Source organism: uncultured Amphritea sp. (assembly GCF_937127095.1).
Taxonomy (GTDB): domain Bacteria; phylum Pseudomonadota; class Gammaproteobacteria; order Pseudomonadales; family Balneatricaceae; genus Amphritea.
This window is the reverse complement of the sequence record NZ_CAKZLP010000081.1, coordinates 1-17,055: the sequence shown is the minus strand read 5'-3', so window position 1 is coordinate 17,055 and position 17,055 is coordinate 1. Positions and strand designations below refer to the sequence as shown.

Here is a 17,055-nt window from a genome sequence, read left to right as displayed (position 1 = left end):
CTACTTATATTTCTGGTACAATACATCGTAGAAGCAAAGGATAATTGCACTTTGAACAACAATGAACTAATTCCTCTGCTAACGGAAATGGCTATTTTTGTTGCAGTGGCAGAGGAACAAAACTTTACCAAAGCAGCGAAAAAACTGGCAATGGCAACTTCTTCAGTCAGCCGTTCAATACACAGACTGGAACAAAGTCTGAACATAAAACTACTCGAGCGAACGACCAGACAAGTTCGCCTGAGCATGGCAGGACAAGACGTCTATCAACAATGTAAACACATGCTGGAATCTGCCAAAGCAGCCATACAGGCCGCAGAAAGCACACAGGATGTCACCACTGGCATACTATCGATTGCTGCACCGAAGGCCTTCGCAAAGCAGATTTTGTCACCGCTAATATTCGATTTTTGCGAGTTATATCCCGGAATTAAGATAAAACTAAACGTCACAGACCGTTTTATTCACCCAATCAGTGAAGACGTCGATGTGATTTTTCGACTGACTCAACAGCCATTAGAAGGGCTAATATCGAAAACGTTAACCCATTCAGCATTAGTCATGTGCGCCAGCCCTGCCTACCTGGAAAATGCAGGAACACCCACCCACCCGCATGATTTAGTTCATCATCAGTGCATTACATTAGGTGAAGAAGCCTGTGATGATGACTGGACTTTCACCAAAGCTCACCAGAAAGTCACCATCAAAACCAATCAGAGGTTCGCTGCAAATCACAGCGAAATTCGAAAAGCCGCTGCACTTCGCAGTATGGGCATCACTATTTTTCCAGACTTTGCCGCGCAACAAGAGATGCAATCGGGGGCATTGATTCAGGTTTTACCCGACTGGCATGTCTCAGGAAACTATCAGGGACAGGTCATTCTGCAATATGCACAATCCCGATTCATCCCGAACCAGATTCGGGCTTTTGTCGATTATATGGTGACCGAGTTTAGCCACCATAATCACCCTGAGAAGCGAAGCAAATAGCTATTCTGAATAGACAAGCTTGCTGCCGAGCCAAGATAAAAAAACTACAACCGAAAAGGCCGCTCAGTGATGAGCGGCCTTTTTGTTATACCTTTCAGACATTGATTCACCCATCGATCTCAGACACTACAACCGTCTTAGTACCTGCAACGCCTGTGGCGTGATCAGTGGTGAATCACCTTAGTTACGCATCAGGGCTTCAATCGAAGTGGGTTCACCATTGAGGGTGATGGCACCCTCTTTAAGCATCAGCGCTGCCGTTAATCCTGAGGCATCCGCCACAAACTTGTTGCTCATCGCGGCCATCATGGCCACTTCCGGAGAGAGCTCGGTGACGCTATTAGGAATGGCGACTAAGATATCCAGATCAACCTGCTGCAATAGTTTTAGTGCAGCTAACGCGCCACCGGTTTCCAGTTCAGAGATGAATTCCTCAGTGATATCTTTGGTTAACACAGTGTTCACGTGAGATTTCAGTGCCCCATCATTCACTTCTGAATTCACCCAGAGGTTGATCGCCAGGTCTTTCTTCAATAGCGCTAACACTTGTTCTCTGAGAAACTGTTCATCCATCCCAACCATACCCGGATCAACCGCCCCTGATTCTGACATCTGCTCTGCCAGCTTCTGAGTGTAATCCGTCAACTTCGCTATCGGTGCAAATGGGGTATCAGCAAAGCTGGTGCCTATGGTCACATTCTTGACCAGAACATCTTTGTTTGTTCTGTTATTGAGTGACGCAGGCAGCGTAAATTCAGCGACATTCAAGCTGCCTTTACCGTTGTACAGACCATCGTTAACATCGCTATTAGACACCATGGAGACGCCTTTAACCGAAAGAGGCGCTTCCAGCATTGGGGCAACAACTGTTATGTCATCAACGTTAAACACGCTGTCACCCATAAAAAATTTCTTTTCATACATCGAGCCATCCAGTGTAAAAGTGGACTCGCTGATGCGAACCTCCACCCCGGAAGCCGCCAGCACGGTGATAGGTGAGAACGTGCCAACACCGCTAATCTCTGACAATGAAGCATTGGCAGTGGAATTCATGCGGCCACCGTCTGATGTAATTCTGGCACCTTGCTCAGTGATTATTTCGAGAGGATTAATGGTCACCTGAGAGGTTTCGTCACCTGTCAGGCCAATAGTACCTTCAATCGTGATGGGGGCTTTCCCTTTAAAGGCTGCCCGGATCTGCTCTTCCTGAAGCCCCATATTTTTCAGAATGCATGAATAGTCGTAACTGAGCATGTTGTGCACACCGTCACAGCTAATCACTATCTCACCGATGGGGAGCTCTTGTTCCAGCTCGGGATTGGTGACCCATTTATATTCAGCATAAGTCGCATTATAGCCACGCTCATATTTTACAATTTCAATCTGTCCGTAGCGTGACTGTGATTGTAAGTTCAGGTCAGCAATCGACTGCTTAGCTTGTGACTCTGCAACATACCCTGTGACATAAGGCAGCCCACCGGCTACCGCGGCAACGGCTACCAGACCAACAATAATACGTTTCTTCATTTTTCATCCAGATTAAAATTTTAAGGAATAAGCTTTAGTAAATATCCATATAAACAAGCAGCATGGAGACAGGCATTGTTGTATGAAATCGGTAAAAACTATCGTGTTTGGAGCAACATCAATGTTATCCATCGTTTACTCCGAAACAGGTCTTGCGTGCGTACGGCTATGCACAGAAAACAGATCTGAGTAAAAAAGTCTAACTATCTGAGTTAAAAGCACTTTTGAAAAAATCCCTTTCATGAGGCTCCGTGTATAGCGACTGTCCACAGCATTCCTGAGCCACAATATCAATGACCACTGAGAGCCACAAGTAACATATTGATTTTCAGACAGTAGTTGGAAAACTATCCAATCATAATGCGCCAGCGCAGGGCTATTTTACGGGTAAACCGTGGCAAATAGAAACCGGATTTACAATAAATTTTGCTGGTATGTAAATGGGGTGATGCCTGGGTGTAGGAGTCGTTTTTATCTCTGTGCTCTTAGCATGCCCTTTGGGTACCTCGCGGCGATTGATTATGCCTTTTGCCTGCTGATAGCTTCATCGCGACGAGGGCGTCGCTCCCACAAAGAACCTGGCTAACAGCGTTCGGACAAATGAAATGATCGGGCTTTGATCTAGCCCTACTCCACAGTCTGTTACCTGGCCACTTGCAGCGGTTACAGATTAAGTCGCAAATTCGAGCTTATTTCCGTGATGAGCGACTGAGGTACACTCCACTCACGGGCTAAGGCTGGCCAGTTGGACAGATGCTCGATTGTTTCATCCATAATAGTGTCGATCTTACGCCTGTTGAACAGAGGGCTTAACGTCTCCAGACTGTAAAAGTCAGCACGGGTGAAGTTATCTCGTTTACCGTTCAGACTCATCCAATGGCTGCTAACCCATTTACTGCCAGGCTTATAGCTATAAGCTAAATCGTATGCCGGTGCGAGTGACCACTTTTCATTCTGCAAAATAAACGCAAAGTTTTTGGCATGATCATCATGGTTGCGGGCAATGATATTAAAGACCATACGCCTGAGTATCTGTTCAGCCTCTGTGGCTGGAAGTTTTAGTTGCCGGGCGATACCGAATATTTCGGCATAGGAAAATGAGCCTGGTTTTTTGTAATCAACATGTGCCAGGCCGTTGAGTGTCTGAACATGGATTTTCTGGTTGCCCATCCGGTCAAAGCGCTGAGTAATAAAATGCCTTCTGTCACCCTCCTGAAGTAACCGGCAGGGCATCATCTCAATACCACAGCTTTTGGCCATCAGATGATAAACAAACTCCATCGCGCCATAGCCCAGAGGATCACCAAAGGTTTCCTGATGGGTATTGTGCTCACTGACGCCGTCGAACTTCATCAGATAATGCGTATAACCTTCAGGAATCGTCGCCTGCCCCGAGCGAACCTGGGAAAAATCATCATTGAATGCCAGTACCGCTTTAGGTCTTGCTCCGCCTGCACTGGTGCCAACGGAAAGTAAAGCGAGCATCGCTTCACGATCTTCCTGCTGATCCTGATTGAGTTCGATGGTGAAGCGGCCACGGGAGTCCAGAATATCCTGGGCGATAGCGACAAGAGACTGAATCTCGACCTGTTGCGAGGCATTGAGACTACGCAACTTTGTTGCTGGTGCATACTCAAGCGCCCCCATCCCTCTTTTTCCCGTATATTGAAGCCGCTGCAGGGGAGTAATCTCACTCGGCGACTTACCCTGGGCAGCGACCCATGCGTTCAGTACTGTATTACCGAAATCATCGGGCAAAGAGTCGGCGATTAATCCGGGCAAGCCTTTGAAGGTGTTGAAATCCAGTTCCGGAAAACTAAATATTCGTGTTGATAAAGGCATCTTTACAGGGGAAAGCTCAATCCCTTTTTTTATAAAGCCAGGGTCGTATTCAAAAGCACCAACCCCTGTATCACTATCAAAGCTAACGGCGCCGACATCATGCTCCTGATAGCGGATATTGAGTACTTCCATTACCATTCAGCCTTATCCTCTTCACGTTCCCGACGCCGGCCTGATGCTCTTTGCCGTTTTTTACCCTGCAGTTTGACCAGCTGCAGGGGGGATATTTCCTGCTTTGGCAGAAACAGATTCAGCTGCTCCGTCAGATCCAGCGCGATCATGATAGCGATAAATATTTCCAGCTGAGCTTTACCTTTTTCGGCATTTAAGACGGTTTTACGGGCAACACCGGCTAAGGCAGCCACTTCAGACTGAGTCAGATCCCGATTTAATCGGGCTTGCTTTAAACGCTCCCCCAGCTCTTCAGCCAGTGCAAAGGCAGACTTACCATTCACCATACAAAGCACCTTATCAGTTACATTAACTGTTATCAGAAAGACTTATGTATAGAATTTAGGACATTAACCTCCATCCGTCAACAAACCATAAAACAGAGTCCGAATTTGGTCACATTAACTCTATTTAGTGCATACAAAGTAACTATTATGGTACTTTATAAGAAAACAGATAGTTTAGAGTTGTTTGAAAAAAGCAGCCTTTCCTATGACCACAGTTGCTTCTCAACTAAAGAGGGCACATAGCTAAAAGGATCAAAGCGCTTTGTCGCTGAACGTCGGTTTGGCACTGGAATAACCTTTAGATGTGGTGCATGATCAGTCAGATAGGAAGTATGACAGGCGACAAAGCGCGCCATTAACAACAGCAAACCGTGCTAGCGTTTTTTCAGGGGATGAACAATAGCGTGCTTCATAATTTCTTTTTTACTTCAGATAGATACAACTCTCTCATCCTCAGTCTTGCGGCGTCAAAACGCGCATGGGCAGAATTAAAATGTTATGGATCAACCCAAAGGAATATTGCTTTGCGGAAAGAGCTTAGAGAAACAATTATTGAAGTATGCGAGCGAAAAATCGATCAGAAAGGATCAGGAGTAGGGTTATCGTTTTACGCATTTTTCAAAAACAAAAACGATCAGCCCGAAGTTCTCATGGAAGCGGCACGGTGGTGGATTGAAACTCACCAACTGGATCATTTCGAGAAAGCAGTAAAAATCAGAGATATGGTTAAATCCGGTGCTTAGTCTTTCCATCAAGTCACATAACAAACGGCTGTTGTCGCCCCTTCGGGGCTTGCGCGGCTACAAGTCAGCCCCTAAGCCGGGCGTTATGTTTTACTATGAATAAACAAATAAACACTGAGCAAGAATTTGATAAATGTGTGGAAAAAATAGGCGGCATTATTAAACGCTGGCGGTTCTTTAAACAGCCGGCTAATTTTTGTGCCGCCTATTTAGTTGAAAAATACAATGTCGTCGCTGAACTGAAGTGTCTAACAGATGATAAATCAATAGACAAATCACCCAAACAAAAAGTCAAATAAAGCCGTATGCAGGTAGAGATTCTAGATTGGAGAGTTTTTCCATCTGTCCATACGCTATCTCCCGTCCCGCTTTATGACCTTCCCAGACGATAGCTGGATTTTTTTTCTTCGCTAAACCGCTTCGCGATAAAAATGAAAGGTGCATCCCAGCTCCAGGCATCAGTTCCAACAACCCGCACCCCCTGTTCCAGTAAAAACAGGGGTGCTTCCCGTCCCATGCCAACCCCAGCGACTAAAGGGGTCCGACTAAAGGGGTTCAAGCCCTTACCGCTCATAATTTCTCTGTGCTCTCGGTGTCCTTAGCATGCCCTTTGGGTACTGTGGTGAATCATCTTCAGGGTAGTGTAAATTCCAACGACATTAACCATTGGATTCAATAGATGCAGCTCCTACTCCACCCGATACTCACTCCCCAGCTCACTGACCCCTAACCCACTCTTTTTGATCACTCGAAGCTGTGCGGGAATACGCTCTTTCAGCGCTTCGATATGGCTGATGACACCGATCATCTTGCCGGAGGCGTTGAGGTTGTCCAGCGCGTCGAGGGCGATATCTAGGGTTTCGCTGTCCAGGGTGCCGAAACCTTCATCGAGGAACAGGGAGTCGATGCTGGTTTTGTGACTGACCAGATCGGACAGCGCCAGTGCCAGCGCCAGACTCACCAGAAAGCTTTCGCCGCCGGAGAGGGTTTTGGTATCCCGTTCGATATCCCCCTGCCAGGTGTCCAGTACGCTGAGCTCTAACCCGGCATCCTGTTTGCGTTTCAGCAGATAGCGGCCATGCAGTCGTTCCAGCTGCTGGTTAGCCAGGTGCACCAGATTATCCAGCGTCAGGCCCTGAGCGAATTTACGGAACTTGTCCCCTTTCTGCGAGCCGATCAGTGAGTGCAGGTATTGAATATCGTCGTAGTGTTCGGTGTAGGTGGTGATCTTGTCGAACAGCGCCTGCTGATCTTTGCGCCGGGTCTGGTCTGAGGCTAACTCATTACCGATCTCACCATCCCGTTTCGCCAACTGTTCAAGGGTATGATTGAGTTCACTGATCTGCACCTCAAGATCCGCTTTCGGGGTTTTCTGGTATTGAGTGGCCTGAGGGTCTTCCTGTATCGCTTGCAGCGCTTGCGTGGCGTGATCCAGTAACGCAGTGGCACGCTCCAGCTCTTTATCCAGTTGCTGTTTCTTTTCAAGCAGTGCTTTGCGTTCCGGCTCAGACAGCAGCGCCTGCTGGAAGTCGGCTTCGGTGCTAAATGGGCTTGCGGACAAGGCGGTTAACCAATCGGCCTGAAGCTGTTCCAGACGGGCTTGTAATCCATTAAGTGCTTGCTGCAGGCTGTTCAGTTCGGCCTGTAGGGCGTTATGTTCACTGGATAACTGGTGACGGGTTTCCTGCGCGGCTTTGTAGCTGTTCTCGGCTGACTGCAGCTGAAGCTGACGCTCTCTGCGCGCCTCGCTCACCACCCTGTCGCCAAACAGATCACGGCGCTGGGTTTGCAGTTGTTGTAACGACTGGCTCAGTTGATCCCGTTGCTGCTGCAACTCTGTCAGCTGTTTTTCAAGATCGTTCAGCTGCTGCTGGCCGTGTGTCTGCTCAATGCTGAGTCGATTCAACTGGTTGCTGAGCTGCTCTTTCCGGGTGCTAAACTCATCCCACTGCCGGGCATCCAGCCGCTTAGCCTCCAGCCACTGCTGCAGGGCTTGCGCTTCTGGTAGCTGGTAGCCCTGTTCGGTTAACTGTGCGATAAAGGACTCACGCTGAGCGGTGAGTTGCTCTGATCCTGTGTTTTTATCCTGTTGAATATCAAGCAGGCTCTTAGACAGATTCGCTATCGCCTGTTCACTCAACTGCAGTTTATTGCTCAGTTTTTCCGTAGCGCGCTGGGCGTTATCCCACTGCTGGCGGGCATCATCGCGCTGTTTGTTGAGGTTTTTCAGCTGCTGGATCGCATCTGCAAGCTGTTGCCGTTTGACCTGTTCAGCCGCCTGATACTGTTGCAGACTCTCACTATCGGTAATCGGAAAATCAAGCGCCAGAGGGGTGGCGGTTTGCTGCCATTGCTGTACCAGCGCAGACTGTTCTGTCTGGATCTCATTTAACCGCTGGGCTAACTCCTGCAGATGACGCTCAACTGAGGCCAGTGCCGTCGCGGTCTCCTGACCCTGATCTGTTATCGCCGTCAGCTCTTGTATCGCGTCATCCCGGTCTTTAACGGCCTGAGACAGATCAGTTAGTTGACCATCAAGTTTTGGATGTTCCAGTGCACCACATAACGGACAGGCATCACCCGATTTCAAGTCTTTGCGGAACTGGGCCAACTGTTCATCCTGAGTGACCAGTTTGCTCAACGCGCTTACCAGTTGCTTCTGTTTTGTATATTGCGCCAGAAGCTGTTCACGGGTCTGTATTAACTTTGTTTGACCGGCCTGTTCACTCTTTTCGCTTACCTGTTTTTCCTGTTGTTCTTTTTCCAGCTGCTGCCAACGGAGGCTTAGCTGTTGCAGCTCGAGTAACAGAGTGTAGTCGGTATTGAGCCGTTCCCGTTGCTGCTCTAAGGTATCAATATCGCCCTGCCCGCTGGCGGCAACCGAAGCGTTATTGGCCTGCTGCCACACCTGTTCCAGCTTAGCCGTATCCGCCAGCGCAGTCTGATACTGTGTCTCGTCTGCGGCATGGGTGTTCTGTAGTTTAGTCAGCTGTTGCTGTACGCCGATCTGTTTTTCGATCAGCTGAGTGACAACACCCTCTTGCGCTAAAATCTGTTCCGCCTGCACCTGCCACTGACCCAGATACTGTTTCAGTGACCCGTCGGCTTTGTGTTGTTGCAGATACTGCTCAACCGTTTCAAGTTCCTGAGTCTGGGTGCTGATCTGCCCGTTGACTGAGGTTAGCTGCTGCTGGCCGCTATCCCGCTTTGCAACCGTCTCTTTAATGCCACGCTCTTTCTCGCTGAGCTGAGTTTGTTCGGCGCTGATCTTCTGATCCAGCGGCACCACCTGCTCGTTGATCAGTTGCTCCTGCTGTTCGTGCTGCTGTTTCGCGGTGTTCAGCACAACACTTTGCTGCTCGTAGGTTGCAACAGCGCTCTCCATCCGGGTTTTCAGAGCCTGTTCTGACTGCTGTTTTTCGATGTATGCCTGCTGACTGTTTTCCAGTTGTTTGCGGGCATCCTGCAGCAGTATGAAAGGGGTTCGCAACTGTTCTGCCGGTTCACTCTGCTGTAAGCGCAACAGATCGGGCTGTGCCTGATGAAACTGCTCGCTGACGATCTTCTGGCGTTCGGTACTGGTCGTTTGATCCTGCAATGCCCGCTCATACTGCAGCCACCAGTGCAGATGGGCGCTGCTGGTTGCCAGCGTGACTTTCAGTTCACTCTGTTGCTGCTGCAGCCGGGTTAACTCCTGCTGTAGTAACTGCGTCTGTTCCTCCGTCAGCAGCTGCACCCCTTTCGCCTGAGAGTTCAGCTCTGCCAGCGTCTGCTTCGCCCCGGCAAAATGCAGATGCACCCGCTCAGAGATCTGTCCATAGATCTCGGTGCCGGTCAGCTCCTCTAACAGTTCGGCCCGCTCCGCTTCTCTGGCATTGAGAAAGGCGGCGAACTCCCCCTGGGAGAGCAGCATCGATTTGGTAAAACGGGAAAAATCCAGACCGGTGATCTGTTCAATGGTCTCGCTTTTCTGCTTTATCTGGGTCGCCAGCACGGTGCCCGTTGCCACCTCAGCCAGTTCGACATCCGCCTGTTGCAGGTTGCCATCGGCCTTGCCCCGGGAACGGCGCATACTCCAGTGCGCACGATAAGCTTTACCTTTGACCTCAAACTGTACTTCAGCCGAGCACTCGGCGGTGCCCCGGGTCATAATCTCATTGGTGGAGGTGGTGATCTGGCCTAAACGGGGGGTCTGGTGGTAGAGCGCCAGACAGATCGCATCCAGCAGAGTGGTTTTGCCCGCGCCGGTTGGCCCGGTAATGGCAAACAGGCCGTTATCGACAAAGGGGGACCGGGTGAAGTCGATCTTCCACTCCCCTTTCAGCGAGTTCAGATTTTTGAACTGCAGACTGAGAATCTTCATGGGTTCAGCTCCCGGTTCTGTTCAGGGTTTTCAACCTCGGAGACGATCTGACGAAACTGCTGCTTGATTCTGCCTAAGCGAGCCTGTTCGGCGTCACTGTCAAAGTTCTCCAGTTCCAGCCGTTTGGCAAAAACATCCTCGGGGGTTAACTCCGCCAGGGTTTCACGTGCGATCTGGTTGAGTGTTTGCCGTGCGGTATTGCGTGAACGGCGCAGCTGCAACACTTCGACGGGAAGCTCTTCGGTCATCGCCTGAATCCGTTGCGGCAGATCCGAGAGATAATCCTGAGTCTCAACCTCTATGCAGAGCCATACCGGCTGAGGGGCCATGGCTAATGTTTCCAACTGTGTCTGAATACTGCTCAGATCCCCTTTAATCACCGCCATGGTCTGAAACAGCGGCACCTCAAGCGGGGTGATCGCTGCCGTTTCAGCGCCATTGAATGACACCATTACCACCTGTTTAGCCGTTTTCAATTCATCAAAACTCAGCGGAATAGGCGAGCCGCTATAACGGATATGCTCGGATTTAGCGACGATCTGCGGGCGATGGATATGCCCCAGGGCGATATAGTCCGCCGGAGGAAAACCGTCGGCGGCAAAGCCATCCAGGGTGCCGATATAGATATCCCGCACCGAGTCCGACTGACTGACACCCAACGCGGTCAGATGACCGGTGGCGATAATGGGTAGATCCAGCTGTTTCTCCTCCCGGAGCGCCAGCGCGGCCCGGTACAGCTGATGATAGTGCTGTTTAATCGCCTCACCCAGGGCCTGGCGTTTTTCCAGACCAGACTCCCCGGCACGACTCTGAATCACATCACGGGGGCGGATAAAGGGGATGGCACAGAGAATCGCACCGGTTGTGCCGGCACTGTTTTTTAGCTCAATAATCTGCTTGTCGAACGACGCATCATCGCCGCTATCGTCCGTGGCTGTCACATTAGCCACCACATAGGTATTCAGGCAGGCCACCAGCTGTTTCGATTCATTCAGAGTCGAGACGGAATCATGATTACCGCCTAACACCACCAGAGTGCAGTTCAGTTGACTGATCGCCACGATAAAGCGGTTATACATCTCCCGCGCATAGCTCGGCGGCGTGCCGGTATCGAAGATATCCCCGGCAACAATCACCGCATCAATCTCATGAGCGGTAATCTGTTCCAGCAACCAACTGAGAAAAGCCTGATGTTCCGCTTTGCGGCTTTTGGTAAAAAAACTCTGACCCAGATGCCAGTCAGAGGTGTGCAGGAGCTTCATGCAGATCGTCCTTAACCATCAAAATAGAGCCATAGATTATCACACTGGTCGCGCTCACCAGATCGATTTCTTTAATAAAAACACCCCGCTGTTAAATGATACAATCAGCTTTATTGATAGAATAAGAAACAGACTCAGGAAACAGATTAATGCCATTCGATATTACCGCTGTCGTCAACATCATGGGGCTGTCAGCTGGCGCTGTGTTTGCCGTATCCGGCGCGCTGGATGCCGCCCGCCAAAAGATGGACATTCTCGGTTTTATGCTGATCGGCACGGCAACGGGGCTGGGCGGCGGCACTCTTCGCGACCTGGTGCTGGGCAATCTGCCGGTGCTGTGGATTCGCGAGCCGATCTGGATCATCGTCTGTCTGGTGGCTTCCGCTATCACCTACTTTATCGCACCTAAACTGGCGTCACTGTCGCGGGCATTGATCTGGATGGATGCGATTGGGATTGCACTGTTTGCGGTGGTGGGCACCAAGATCGGCCTCGATTTCGGCACCTCGCCGCTGATAGCGGTGTGTATGGGGGTGATGACCGCCAGCTTTGGCGGTATCGCACGAGATCTGCTCTGTGGCAGCAACCTGACCCTGATGAATGAAGAACTGTATATCACCACCATGCTGGCCGGGTCCGTCACCTATCTCACCCTAAATTCGTTAAGCCTGCCCTACAGCTACGATCTGGTGGGCGGTTTTATGGTGGCTTTTGTGCTGCGGGCGCTGGCGATTCAGTTTAATCTTAAACTGCCGAATATCTATCGCAACAGCTGAGTAGCTCAGCATAACCCTAACTAAAAAGGCGAACCCACCGTTCGCCTTTTTACGGCCTTTCAGCTCAACCTTTTACCACTCATTCAGCACTGCCCCGGAGATGTACTCTCTGAGGATGCGGTTCTGAAACTGATCATTAAAACGGCAGTTAATAATGATAATAAACCGTTCAAACGGCAGACGGGCATCAAGGGATTTAACACCACTGACACTGTGGTAGATCTGATCATCACGGATATGCAGAATTTCTCCCGGTGCCAAATCACCGGAGATAATCGACTGCTGACCCAGTTTATCAAAAGAGAGCAGGCTGGTTCCGCCGCTGACATTTTCCCGGTTGATCACCATGACACTCAAAAACTGACTGCCATCCTTGTGAATCCCCTGGCCCTGCAGTGGGTCTGTTAAGGCGTTCCCCCGCACACCGTTTATCTGCATCAGAATCGGCTCACCGGGCTGAATATCCCAGAGCCCTGCCCAGCCTTTGATAAACTCAGAGACATCTGTTCGCTGGATAAAGGCATCTTCCAGGGGGGCGTAATGGCGCACTTTATCTGCCATGGTGGCCGCATCATTAAACTCACCAGCCTGTGCCATTGGACAATCCGGCACCACCACCGGCTCACCTGCCTGATTCAGATAGAACCAGGACATCCGCTTCCACCGACTATCCACATAAGGGTCCCGGGGTAGCTGCTTCAGGTAGGGCAACCAGCCTTGCAGATCAATCCGGTTATGCACATCCGTTCTGCTCCAGGTGCCCGCACTAATCTCTTCATATACCCGATCATCCCAATACCTCCCCGGAGAGGGTATTGTTTGATGACCAGGCTGCGGTGCAATATAAGGTTGAGGAAAAACCCTGACAGGGTTATTTGAGACCGACGTTTCCATAGTATAAGTACTCCTGTGGGATAAAAAGCAGCTGCACAATGCAGCACAAAAAACAAAAGGCCCGGCACATGCCGAACCTTCAGTGTCTATTTGTAGCAACTTAAACGGATGTTTAAAAACAACGTTCTTATATTTGTGGAAAACTCTATGGATATTATTCAAACCCGGAACTCCCAATTTACCCTCAGACGCGGAACTGCCGATGACGCCGCACTGGTCGTTGCCTATATGAGAAAACTTGGTGACTACCAGAAGATGCTGGATAAGATCACCGCCACCGAAGCTGACATTCGCCGCTTACTCAGCGAGAAAAAGGGGGAAGTTATCTTCGGGGAATATGCTGGCGCGACGGTTGGTTTTATCTATTTCTATCAAAACTCATCGGCGTTCACCGGCCAGACCGGACTCTACATCGATGGTTTTTTTGTCGATCAACAGGAGCAGTCAAAAGGGCTGGGAAAGATCATGTTGGCCTACATCTCTAAACTGGCACTCGAACGCAGTTGCCAGCGACTTGAATGGGGCTGTCTCGACTGGAACGAACCCGCCATCGACTTCTATCGGAATTTGGGTGCGTACAGCGTCGATGAGATGACAATCTATCGCTTTGGCCCGCAGCAGCTGGAGCAACATGCATCTTTTTTTAGTAATTAACGCCGGATTCTCAGTGCCAGGAGTCAGTTAAACTTAACGGCTCAGTTGAACTTAGCGGTACACTAAAACTCTATTGCTAAGCTTATTTTTGAGTCGCATTAACAGAGTGAAAATGGACAAACCGAACCGACAGCCAGCGATCAATAGCAAGCAGTCATCCACTGTTGTGGGGGGCTGGTCTGTGGCCGTCGGGCGGGCGCTGGATTCTCTGGGCTATAACGGTGATGAACTGCTGCGCGCGGCGGGTGTGGAACTATCCCAAAAAGGTTATACCGATGTGCGCTTCAGCGCTGACCATACCCGTTCTCTCTGGACGCTGGCGTTAGCAGAAACCGGACAGGAGGATATCGGTTTACAGGTTGGCCGCTATGTTTGCCCAACGACGTTTCATGCACTGGGCTTCTCGCTCTGGGCCAGTAACAGTCTGCTCGATGCACTCAAACGAATGGTGCGCTTCGAGGTATTGCTCAATGATGGCTGCAACCTCTCACTGGATAAAACCGATCCGCTAAGCTTCCACTTTACGATGAAGGTCCTCCAGTCAGAAAACCGACCGCTGGTTGCCGCCGAAGGGGTCGACTATTTTCTCAGTGCGGTGGTAAAGATGTTCCGGGATATGTCGGATCAGCGTTTCGCCCCCCTAGCTGTCAGCTTCACCCGTGAGACGCCGGTTAACCCGGCATTATGGGAAACTTATTTCCAGTGTCCTATCTCTTTTGGTGCGTCTGAAAACAGCTTACGGCTGAGTGCTGATGATCTGAATAAAGAGCTGCCAACGGGAAACACCCTGCTGGCAGAGCAGAACGATAAACTGGTTGAAGACTATCTGCAGCGTTTACAGATGGCTGACCTGTGCGGCCGGGTACGCATCGCACTGATCGATCTGATGCCGCTGGGGCTCACCACGCTGGAAGCGGTGGCAACTGAGCTGAACATGGTTCCCAGAACGCTGCAGTATAAACTGAGCCAGTCCGGCGCCACCATCCAGACCTTGCGGGATCAGATTCGCGAAGAGCTGGCGCGTAAATACCTGCGTTACTCCCGGCAGAATATCACTCAGATTGCCTATTCACTGGGTTTCTCCGACCCGGCTCACCTGAACCGTGCCTTCAAACGCTGGACCGGAGAAACCCCAACCGCCTTCCGCACCCGGTATACTCAAAAAGATAGCTAACCACAGAGGACACAGAGACAGACCTTCTTAATCGCTTTTCTCAGTTCTCTTAGCATGCCCTCTGATTCAGGTCGCTTCAATCTTACTAATCGCCGCGAGGGCGCGCCTCCTAATATCGGTAGCTAATTCAACCTTTCCCTCTGTGGTAAAAATACTCGCTACAGATCCACCCTGTCTTAAATGGTAAAAGCTTTGCTTTAAATGGCAAAGACGATTCACTGCTGCCCCCTATACTGGCTCCCATGGAAATAACTTCCGTTGATTAAATCAAATAACAACAGCGTATTGGGGTGAGTTATGGGCGAACTGGTTCTGGCAGCAAAAGTGACACATGTGCCTTCGATGTTTATCTCCGAGAAAGAGGGACCACTGCACGGTATCCGCGAGTCGGCGATTCAGGGGCTGCGCCGCATCGGCGATATGTGCCGCGAACTTAAAGTAGATACCATCGTAATATCGGACACCCACTGGCTGGTCAACGCGGGCTTTCATATTAACGCAAAGCCGGAGATGGCCGGGGTGTTTACCAGTACCGAATTCCCCCACTTTCTCAATAATATGGAATACAGCCACACCGGTGATCCGGAGCTGGGACAGCAGATTGCCGAGATCGCCACTAACAACGGCGTTACCACCCTGTGCCACCATGAAGTTGAAACCCTGCAGCTGCAATACGGTACTCTGGTACCTCTGCGTTATCTGGGCATCGGCAACGATATCAAAGTGGTCTCTATCGCTGGCTGGATGTATGACGCTGACCTGGAAGAGTCAAAACAGGTTGGCGAAGCGATTCTTGAAGCGATCAACAAATCTGATAAGCGGGTGGCATTCCTCGCCAGTGGATCGCTATCTCATCGGATTCCACCCAATAAAGTGGTTGGCGACTACATGTTCAAGATCAGCGAGCCACTAAATCAGGAGATCGACCTGATGGTGATGGATATGTGGAAAACAGGCAAAACCAAAGCGTTTCTCGAGCTTCTGCCGAAATATGCCAAAGACTGCTCCGGTGAGGGCGGTATGCATGATACAGCGATGCTGTTTGGTCTGTTGGGCTGGGACAAATATGAAGGTTGTGCCGAAGTCATGACCGAGTACTTCCCAAGCTCCGGCACCGGACAGTGCAATGTGGTCTTCCCGGTCTGAGCCGTATTAAAGAGTTAAAAACGCCGTTCTCTGAACGGTTTTTTGTTTTAGTCCACAGAGGATTTAACAAGGCTATCAGTAAAGCTATCGGTCGCAATAATCCGCGAATTACGCTCATTTCGGTAGACGAATTCAGCCGGATTATCAGTAACCGTTTCCGCCTTAGCACGGGCGTTCAGAATCAGTTCGTGATGTTCAGACTTACTACACACAGGATCAGCATTGTGCATATCGCCGGTTAGCATATATGCCTGACAATGGCAGCCACCAAAATCATCCTCTTTTTCATCACAGCTGCGACAGGGCTCTTTCATCCAATCAACGCCACGAAAGTAGTTAAACCCAGAACTTTCATCCCAGATCTTTTGCAACGGCATATCGAGAACATTGGGAAACTCGATTGGCAGCATACGTGCGCTGTGACAAGGTAACGCCTTACCATCCGGCGTTACCGTCAGAAACATCTGGCCCCATCCGTTCATGCACTTTTTGGGCCGCTCTTCGTAGTAATCCGGCGTCACGAAAATCAGTTTGATCGGATTGCCCGCCGCTGCCAGTTTTTCGCGGTATTCATTGGTGATTCGTTCAGCCCTTTTCAACTGTTCATGGGTTGGCAGCAACTGTCTGACATTTTCAAAAGCCCAGCCATAGTACTGGCAGGTCGCCAGCTCAACGTAATCCGCTTCAAGTTCGACACAGAGCTCTATAATACGGTCGATCCGATCAATATTATGCCGGTGCGTGACAAAGTTCAGCACCATCGGATAACCCTGTGCCTTGACCTCCCGAGCCATCTTCAGTTTTTGCTGAAACGCTTTCTTTGAACCCGCCAGCATAGTGTTAACCGACTCATCACTGGCCTGAAAACTGACCTGAATATGGTCCAGTCCTGCCTGTTGAAACTCTGCCATTTTTCGCTCATTCAGGCCCACCCCTGAGGTAATCAGGTTAGTGTAATACCCCATCTCACTAGCCCCGCCAATCAGCTGGGTCAGATCCTGCCGCACCAGCGGTTCACCGCCTGAAAAGCCCAGCTGCACCGCCCCTAATTCACGTCCCTGCTGGAAAACGTCAAGCCATTGTTGGGTGGTCAGCTCGGTATCAAAATCGGCAAAGTCGAGGGGGTTAGAGCAGTAAGGACACTGCAGAGGACACTTATAGGTCAGCTCAGCCAGCAACCAGAGTGGCTGGCCGTGGGTTGGAACAGTGTTTAAATGGCTTAAGGA

The 17,055-nt window shown here is 50.2% G+C and carries 15 protein-coding genes; 7 read left to right on the top strand and 8 right to left on the bottom strand.

What is annotated here, in order from left to right:
• Window positions 1-51: 51 nt before the first annotated feature.
• The gene (locus Q0499_RS21335; RefSeq protein ID WP_299204208.1) at window positions 52-990 is read left to right on the top strand and encodes a LysR family transcriptional regulator; all 939 of its coding nucleotides are present in this window, start codon (window positions 52-54) and stop codon (window positions 988-990) included.
• Window positions 991-1,170: 180 nt separating this feature from the next.
• On the opposite strand, the gene Q0499_RS21330 is transcribed toward Q0499_RS21335, so the two are convergent.
• The 3 genes from Q0499_RS21330 to Q0499_RS21320 all read right to left on the bottom strand — a co-directional run bounded on the left by Q0499_RS21330 (window position 1,171) and on the right by Q0499_RS21320 (window position 4,817).
• Complete coding sequence (locus tag Q0499_RS21330) at window positions 1,171-2,517, bottom strand: DUF945 family protein (RefSeq protein ID WP_299204205.1); 1,347 nt, start codon at window positions 2,515-2,517, stop codon at window positions 1,171-1,173.
• 663 nt (window positions 2,518-3,180) lie between these two features.
• On the bottom strand, window positions 3,181-4,497 hold the full coding sequence (locus Q0499_RS21325) for a type II toxin-antitoxin system HipA family toxin (protein ID WP_299204202.1): 1,317 nt from the start codon (window positions 4,495-4,497) through the stop codon (window positions 3,181-3,183).
• Window positions 4,491-4,817 (bottom strand): helix-turn-helix domain-containing protein, encoded by a 327-nt coding sequence (locus Q0499_RS21320; protein WP_299204199.1) that lies wholly within the window; start codon window positions 4,815-4,817, stop codon window positions 4,491-4,493. The genes Q0499_RS21325 and Q0499_RS21320 overlap by 7 nt, the downstream gene beginning before the upstream one ends.
• A 392-nt stretch (window positions 4,818-5,209) precedes the next feature.
• Between Q0499_RS21320 and Q0499_RS23715 the strand changes: the two genes are divergently transcribed.
• Together Q0499_RS23715 and Q0499_RS21310 are read left to right on the top strand one after the other, a co-directional pair.
• On the top strand, window positions 5,210-5,560 hold the full coding sequence (locus Q0499_RS23715; protein ID WP_363317846.1) for a DUF6500 family protein: 351 nt from the start codon (window positions 5,210-5,212) through the stop codon (window positions 5,558-5,560).
• 95 nt (window positions 5,561-5,655) lie between these two features.
• A complete protein-coding gene (locus Q0499_RS21310) occupies window positions 5,656-5,859 on the top strand; it encodes a hypothetical protein (protein ID WP_299204196.1) in 204 nt (67 codons plus the stop codon).
• A 71-nt stretch (window positions 5,860-5,930) separates the two neighbouring features.
• Here the strand turns inward: Q0499_RS21310 and Q0499_RS21305 are convergent, their stop codons facing one another.
• From Q0499_RS21305 to sbcD, 3 genes are all read right to left on the bottom strand, one after another.
• The gene (locus tag Q0499_RS21305; protein WP_299204193.1) at window positions 5,931-6,077 is read right to left on the bottom strand and encodes a hypothetical protein; all 147 of its coding nucleotides are present in this window, start codon (window positions 6,075-6,077) and stop codon (window positions 5,931-5,933) included.
• Window positions 6,078-6,248: 171 nt separating this feature from the next.
• Window positions 6,249-9,923 (bottom strand): AAA family ATPase, encoded by a 3,675-nt coding sequence (locus tag Q0499_RS21300; protein WP_299204190.1) that lies wholly within the window; start codon window positions 9,921-9,923, stop codon window positions 6,249-6,251.
• On the bottom strand, window positions 9,920-11,185 hold the full coding sequence (gene sbcD / locus Q0499_RS21295; protein WP_299204187.1) for an exonuclease subunit SbcD: 1,266 nt from the start codon (window positions 11,183-11,185) through the stop codon (window positions 9,920-9,922). Before sbcD ends, Q0499_RS21300 begins: the two co-directional genes overlap by 4 nt.
• A gap of 149 nt (window positions 11,186-11,334) precedes the next feature.
• On the opposite strand from sbcD, the gene Q0499_RS21290 reads away from it, so the two are divergent.
• Entirely contained in the window at window positions 11,335-11,961 is a 627-nt protein-coding gene (locus Q0499_RS21290) for a trimeric intracellular cation channel family protein (RefSeq protein WP_299204184.1), read from the top strand.
• A 72-nt stretch (window positions 11,962-12,033) separates the two neighbouring features.
• Here the strand turns inward: Q0499_RS21290 and Q0499_RS21285 are convergent, their stop codons facing one another.
• Window positions 12,034-12,855, bottom strand: coding sequence for a 2OG-Fe dioxygenase family protein (locus Q0499_RS21285; RefSeq protein WP_299204181.1), 822 nt, complete (start codon window positions 12,853-12,855; stop codon window positions 12,034-12,036).
• A gap of 147 nt (window positions 12,856-13,002) precedes the next feature.
• Between Q0499_RS21285 and Q0499_RS21280 the strand changes: the two genes are divergently transcribed.
• The 3 genes from Q0499_RS21280 (at window position 13,003) to hpaD (ending at window position 15,829) form a co-directional block, all read left to right on the top strand.
• On the top strand, window positions 13,003-13,509 hold the full coding sequence (locus Q0499_RS21280; protein WP_299204179.1) for a GNAT family N-acetyltransferase: 507 nt from the start codon (window positions 13,003-13,005) through the stop codon (window positions 13,507-13,509).
• Window positions 13,510-13,621: 112 nt separating this feature from the next.
• A complete protein-coding gene (locus Q0499_RS21275) occupies window positions 13,622-14,683 on the top strand; it encodes an AraC family transcriptional regulator (protein WP_299204176.1) in 1,062 nt (353 codons plus the stop codon).
• A gap of 297 nt (window positions 14,684-14,980) precedes the next feature.
• Window positions 14,981-15,829, top strand: coding sequence for a 3,4-dihydroxyphenylacetate 2,3-dioxygenase (gene hpaD / locus Q0499_RS21270; protein ID WP_299204173.1), 849 nt, complete (start codon window positions 14,981-14,983; stop codon window positions 15,827-15,829).
• 47 nt (window positions 15,830-15,876) lie between these two features.
• On the opposite strand, the gene pqqE is transcribed toward hpaD, so the two are convergent.
• Window positions 15,877-17,055: pyrroloquinoline quinone biosynthesis protein PqqE (gene pqqE / locus Q0499_RS21265; RefSeq protein WP_299204169.1), on the bottom strand; the 1,179-nt coding region annotated here is incomplete at its 5' end.

Bases quoted from the DNA above. Each gene is read 5' to 3' on its own strand.
- Q0499_RS21290 (WP_299204184.1), top strand. From the start codon at position 11,335: ATGCCATTCGATATTACCGCTGTCGTCAACATCATGGGGCTGTCAGCT.
- Q0499_RS21320 (WP_299204199.1), bottom strand. From the start codon at position 4,817: ATGGTGAATGGTAAGTCTGCCTTTGCACTGGCTGAAGAGCTGGGGGAG.
- Q0499_RS21275 (WP_299204176.1), top strand. From the start codon at position 13,622: ATGGACAAACCGAACCGACAGCCAGCGATCAATAGCAAGCAGTCATCC.
- Q0499_RS21325 (WP_299204202.1), bottom strand. From the start codon at position 4,497: ATGGTAATGGAAGTACTCAATATCCGCTATCAGGAGCATGATGTCGGC.
- Q0499_RS23715 (WP_363317846.1), top strand. From the start codon at position 5,210: ATGAACAATAGCGTGCTTCATAATTTCTTTTTTACTTCAGATAGATAC.
- sbcD (WP_299204187.1), bottom strand. From the start codon at position 11,185: ATGAAGCTCCTGCACACCTCTGACTGGCATCTGGGTCAGAGTTTTTTT.
- hpaD (WP_299204173.1), top strand. From the start codon at position 14,981: ATGGGCGAACTGGTTCTGGCAGCAAAAGTGACACATGTGCCTTCGATG.
- Q0499_RS21330 (WP_299204205.1), bottom strand. From the start codon at position 2,517: ATGAAGAAACGTATTATTGTTGGTCTGGTAGCCGTTGCCGCGGTAGCC.
- Q0499_RS21300 (WP_299204190.1), bottom strand. From the start codon at position 9,923: ATGAAGATTCTCAGTCTGCAGTTCAAAAATCTGAACTCGCTGAAAGGG.
- Q0499_RS21280 (WP_299204179.1), top strand. From the start codon at position 13,003: ATGGATATTATTCAAACCCGGAACTCCCAATTTACCCTCAGACGCGGA.
- Q0499_RS21310 (WP_299204196.1), top strand. From the start codon at position 5,656: ATGAATAAACAAATAAACACTGAGCAAGAATTTGATAAATGTGTGGAA.
- Q0499_RS21285 (WP_299204181.1), bottom strand. From the start codon at position 12,855: ATGGAAACGTCGGTCTCAAATAACCCTGTCAGGGTTTTTCCTCAACCT.
- Q0499_RS21305 (WP_299204193.1), bottom strand. From the start codon at position 6,077: ATGGGACGGGAAGCACCCCTGTTTTTACTGGAACAGGGGGTGCGGGTT.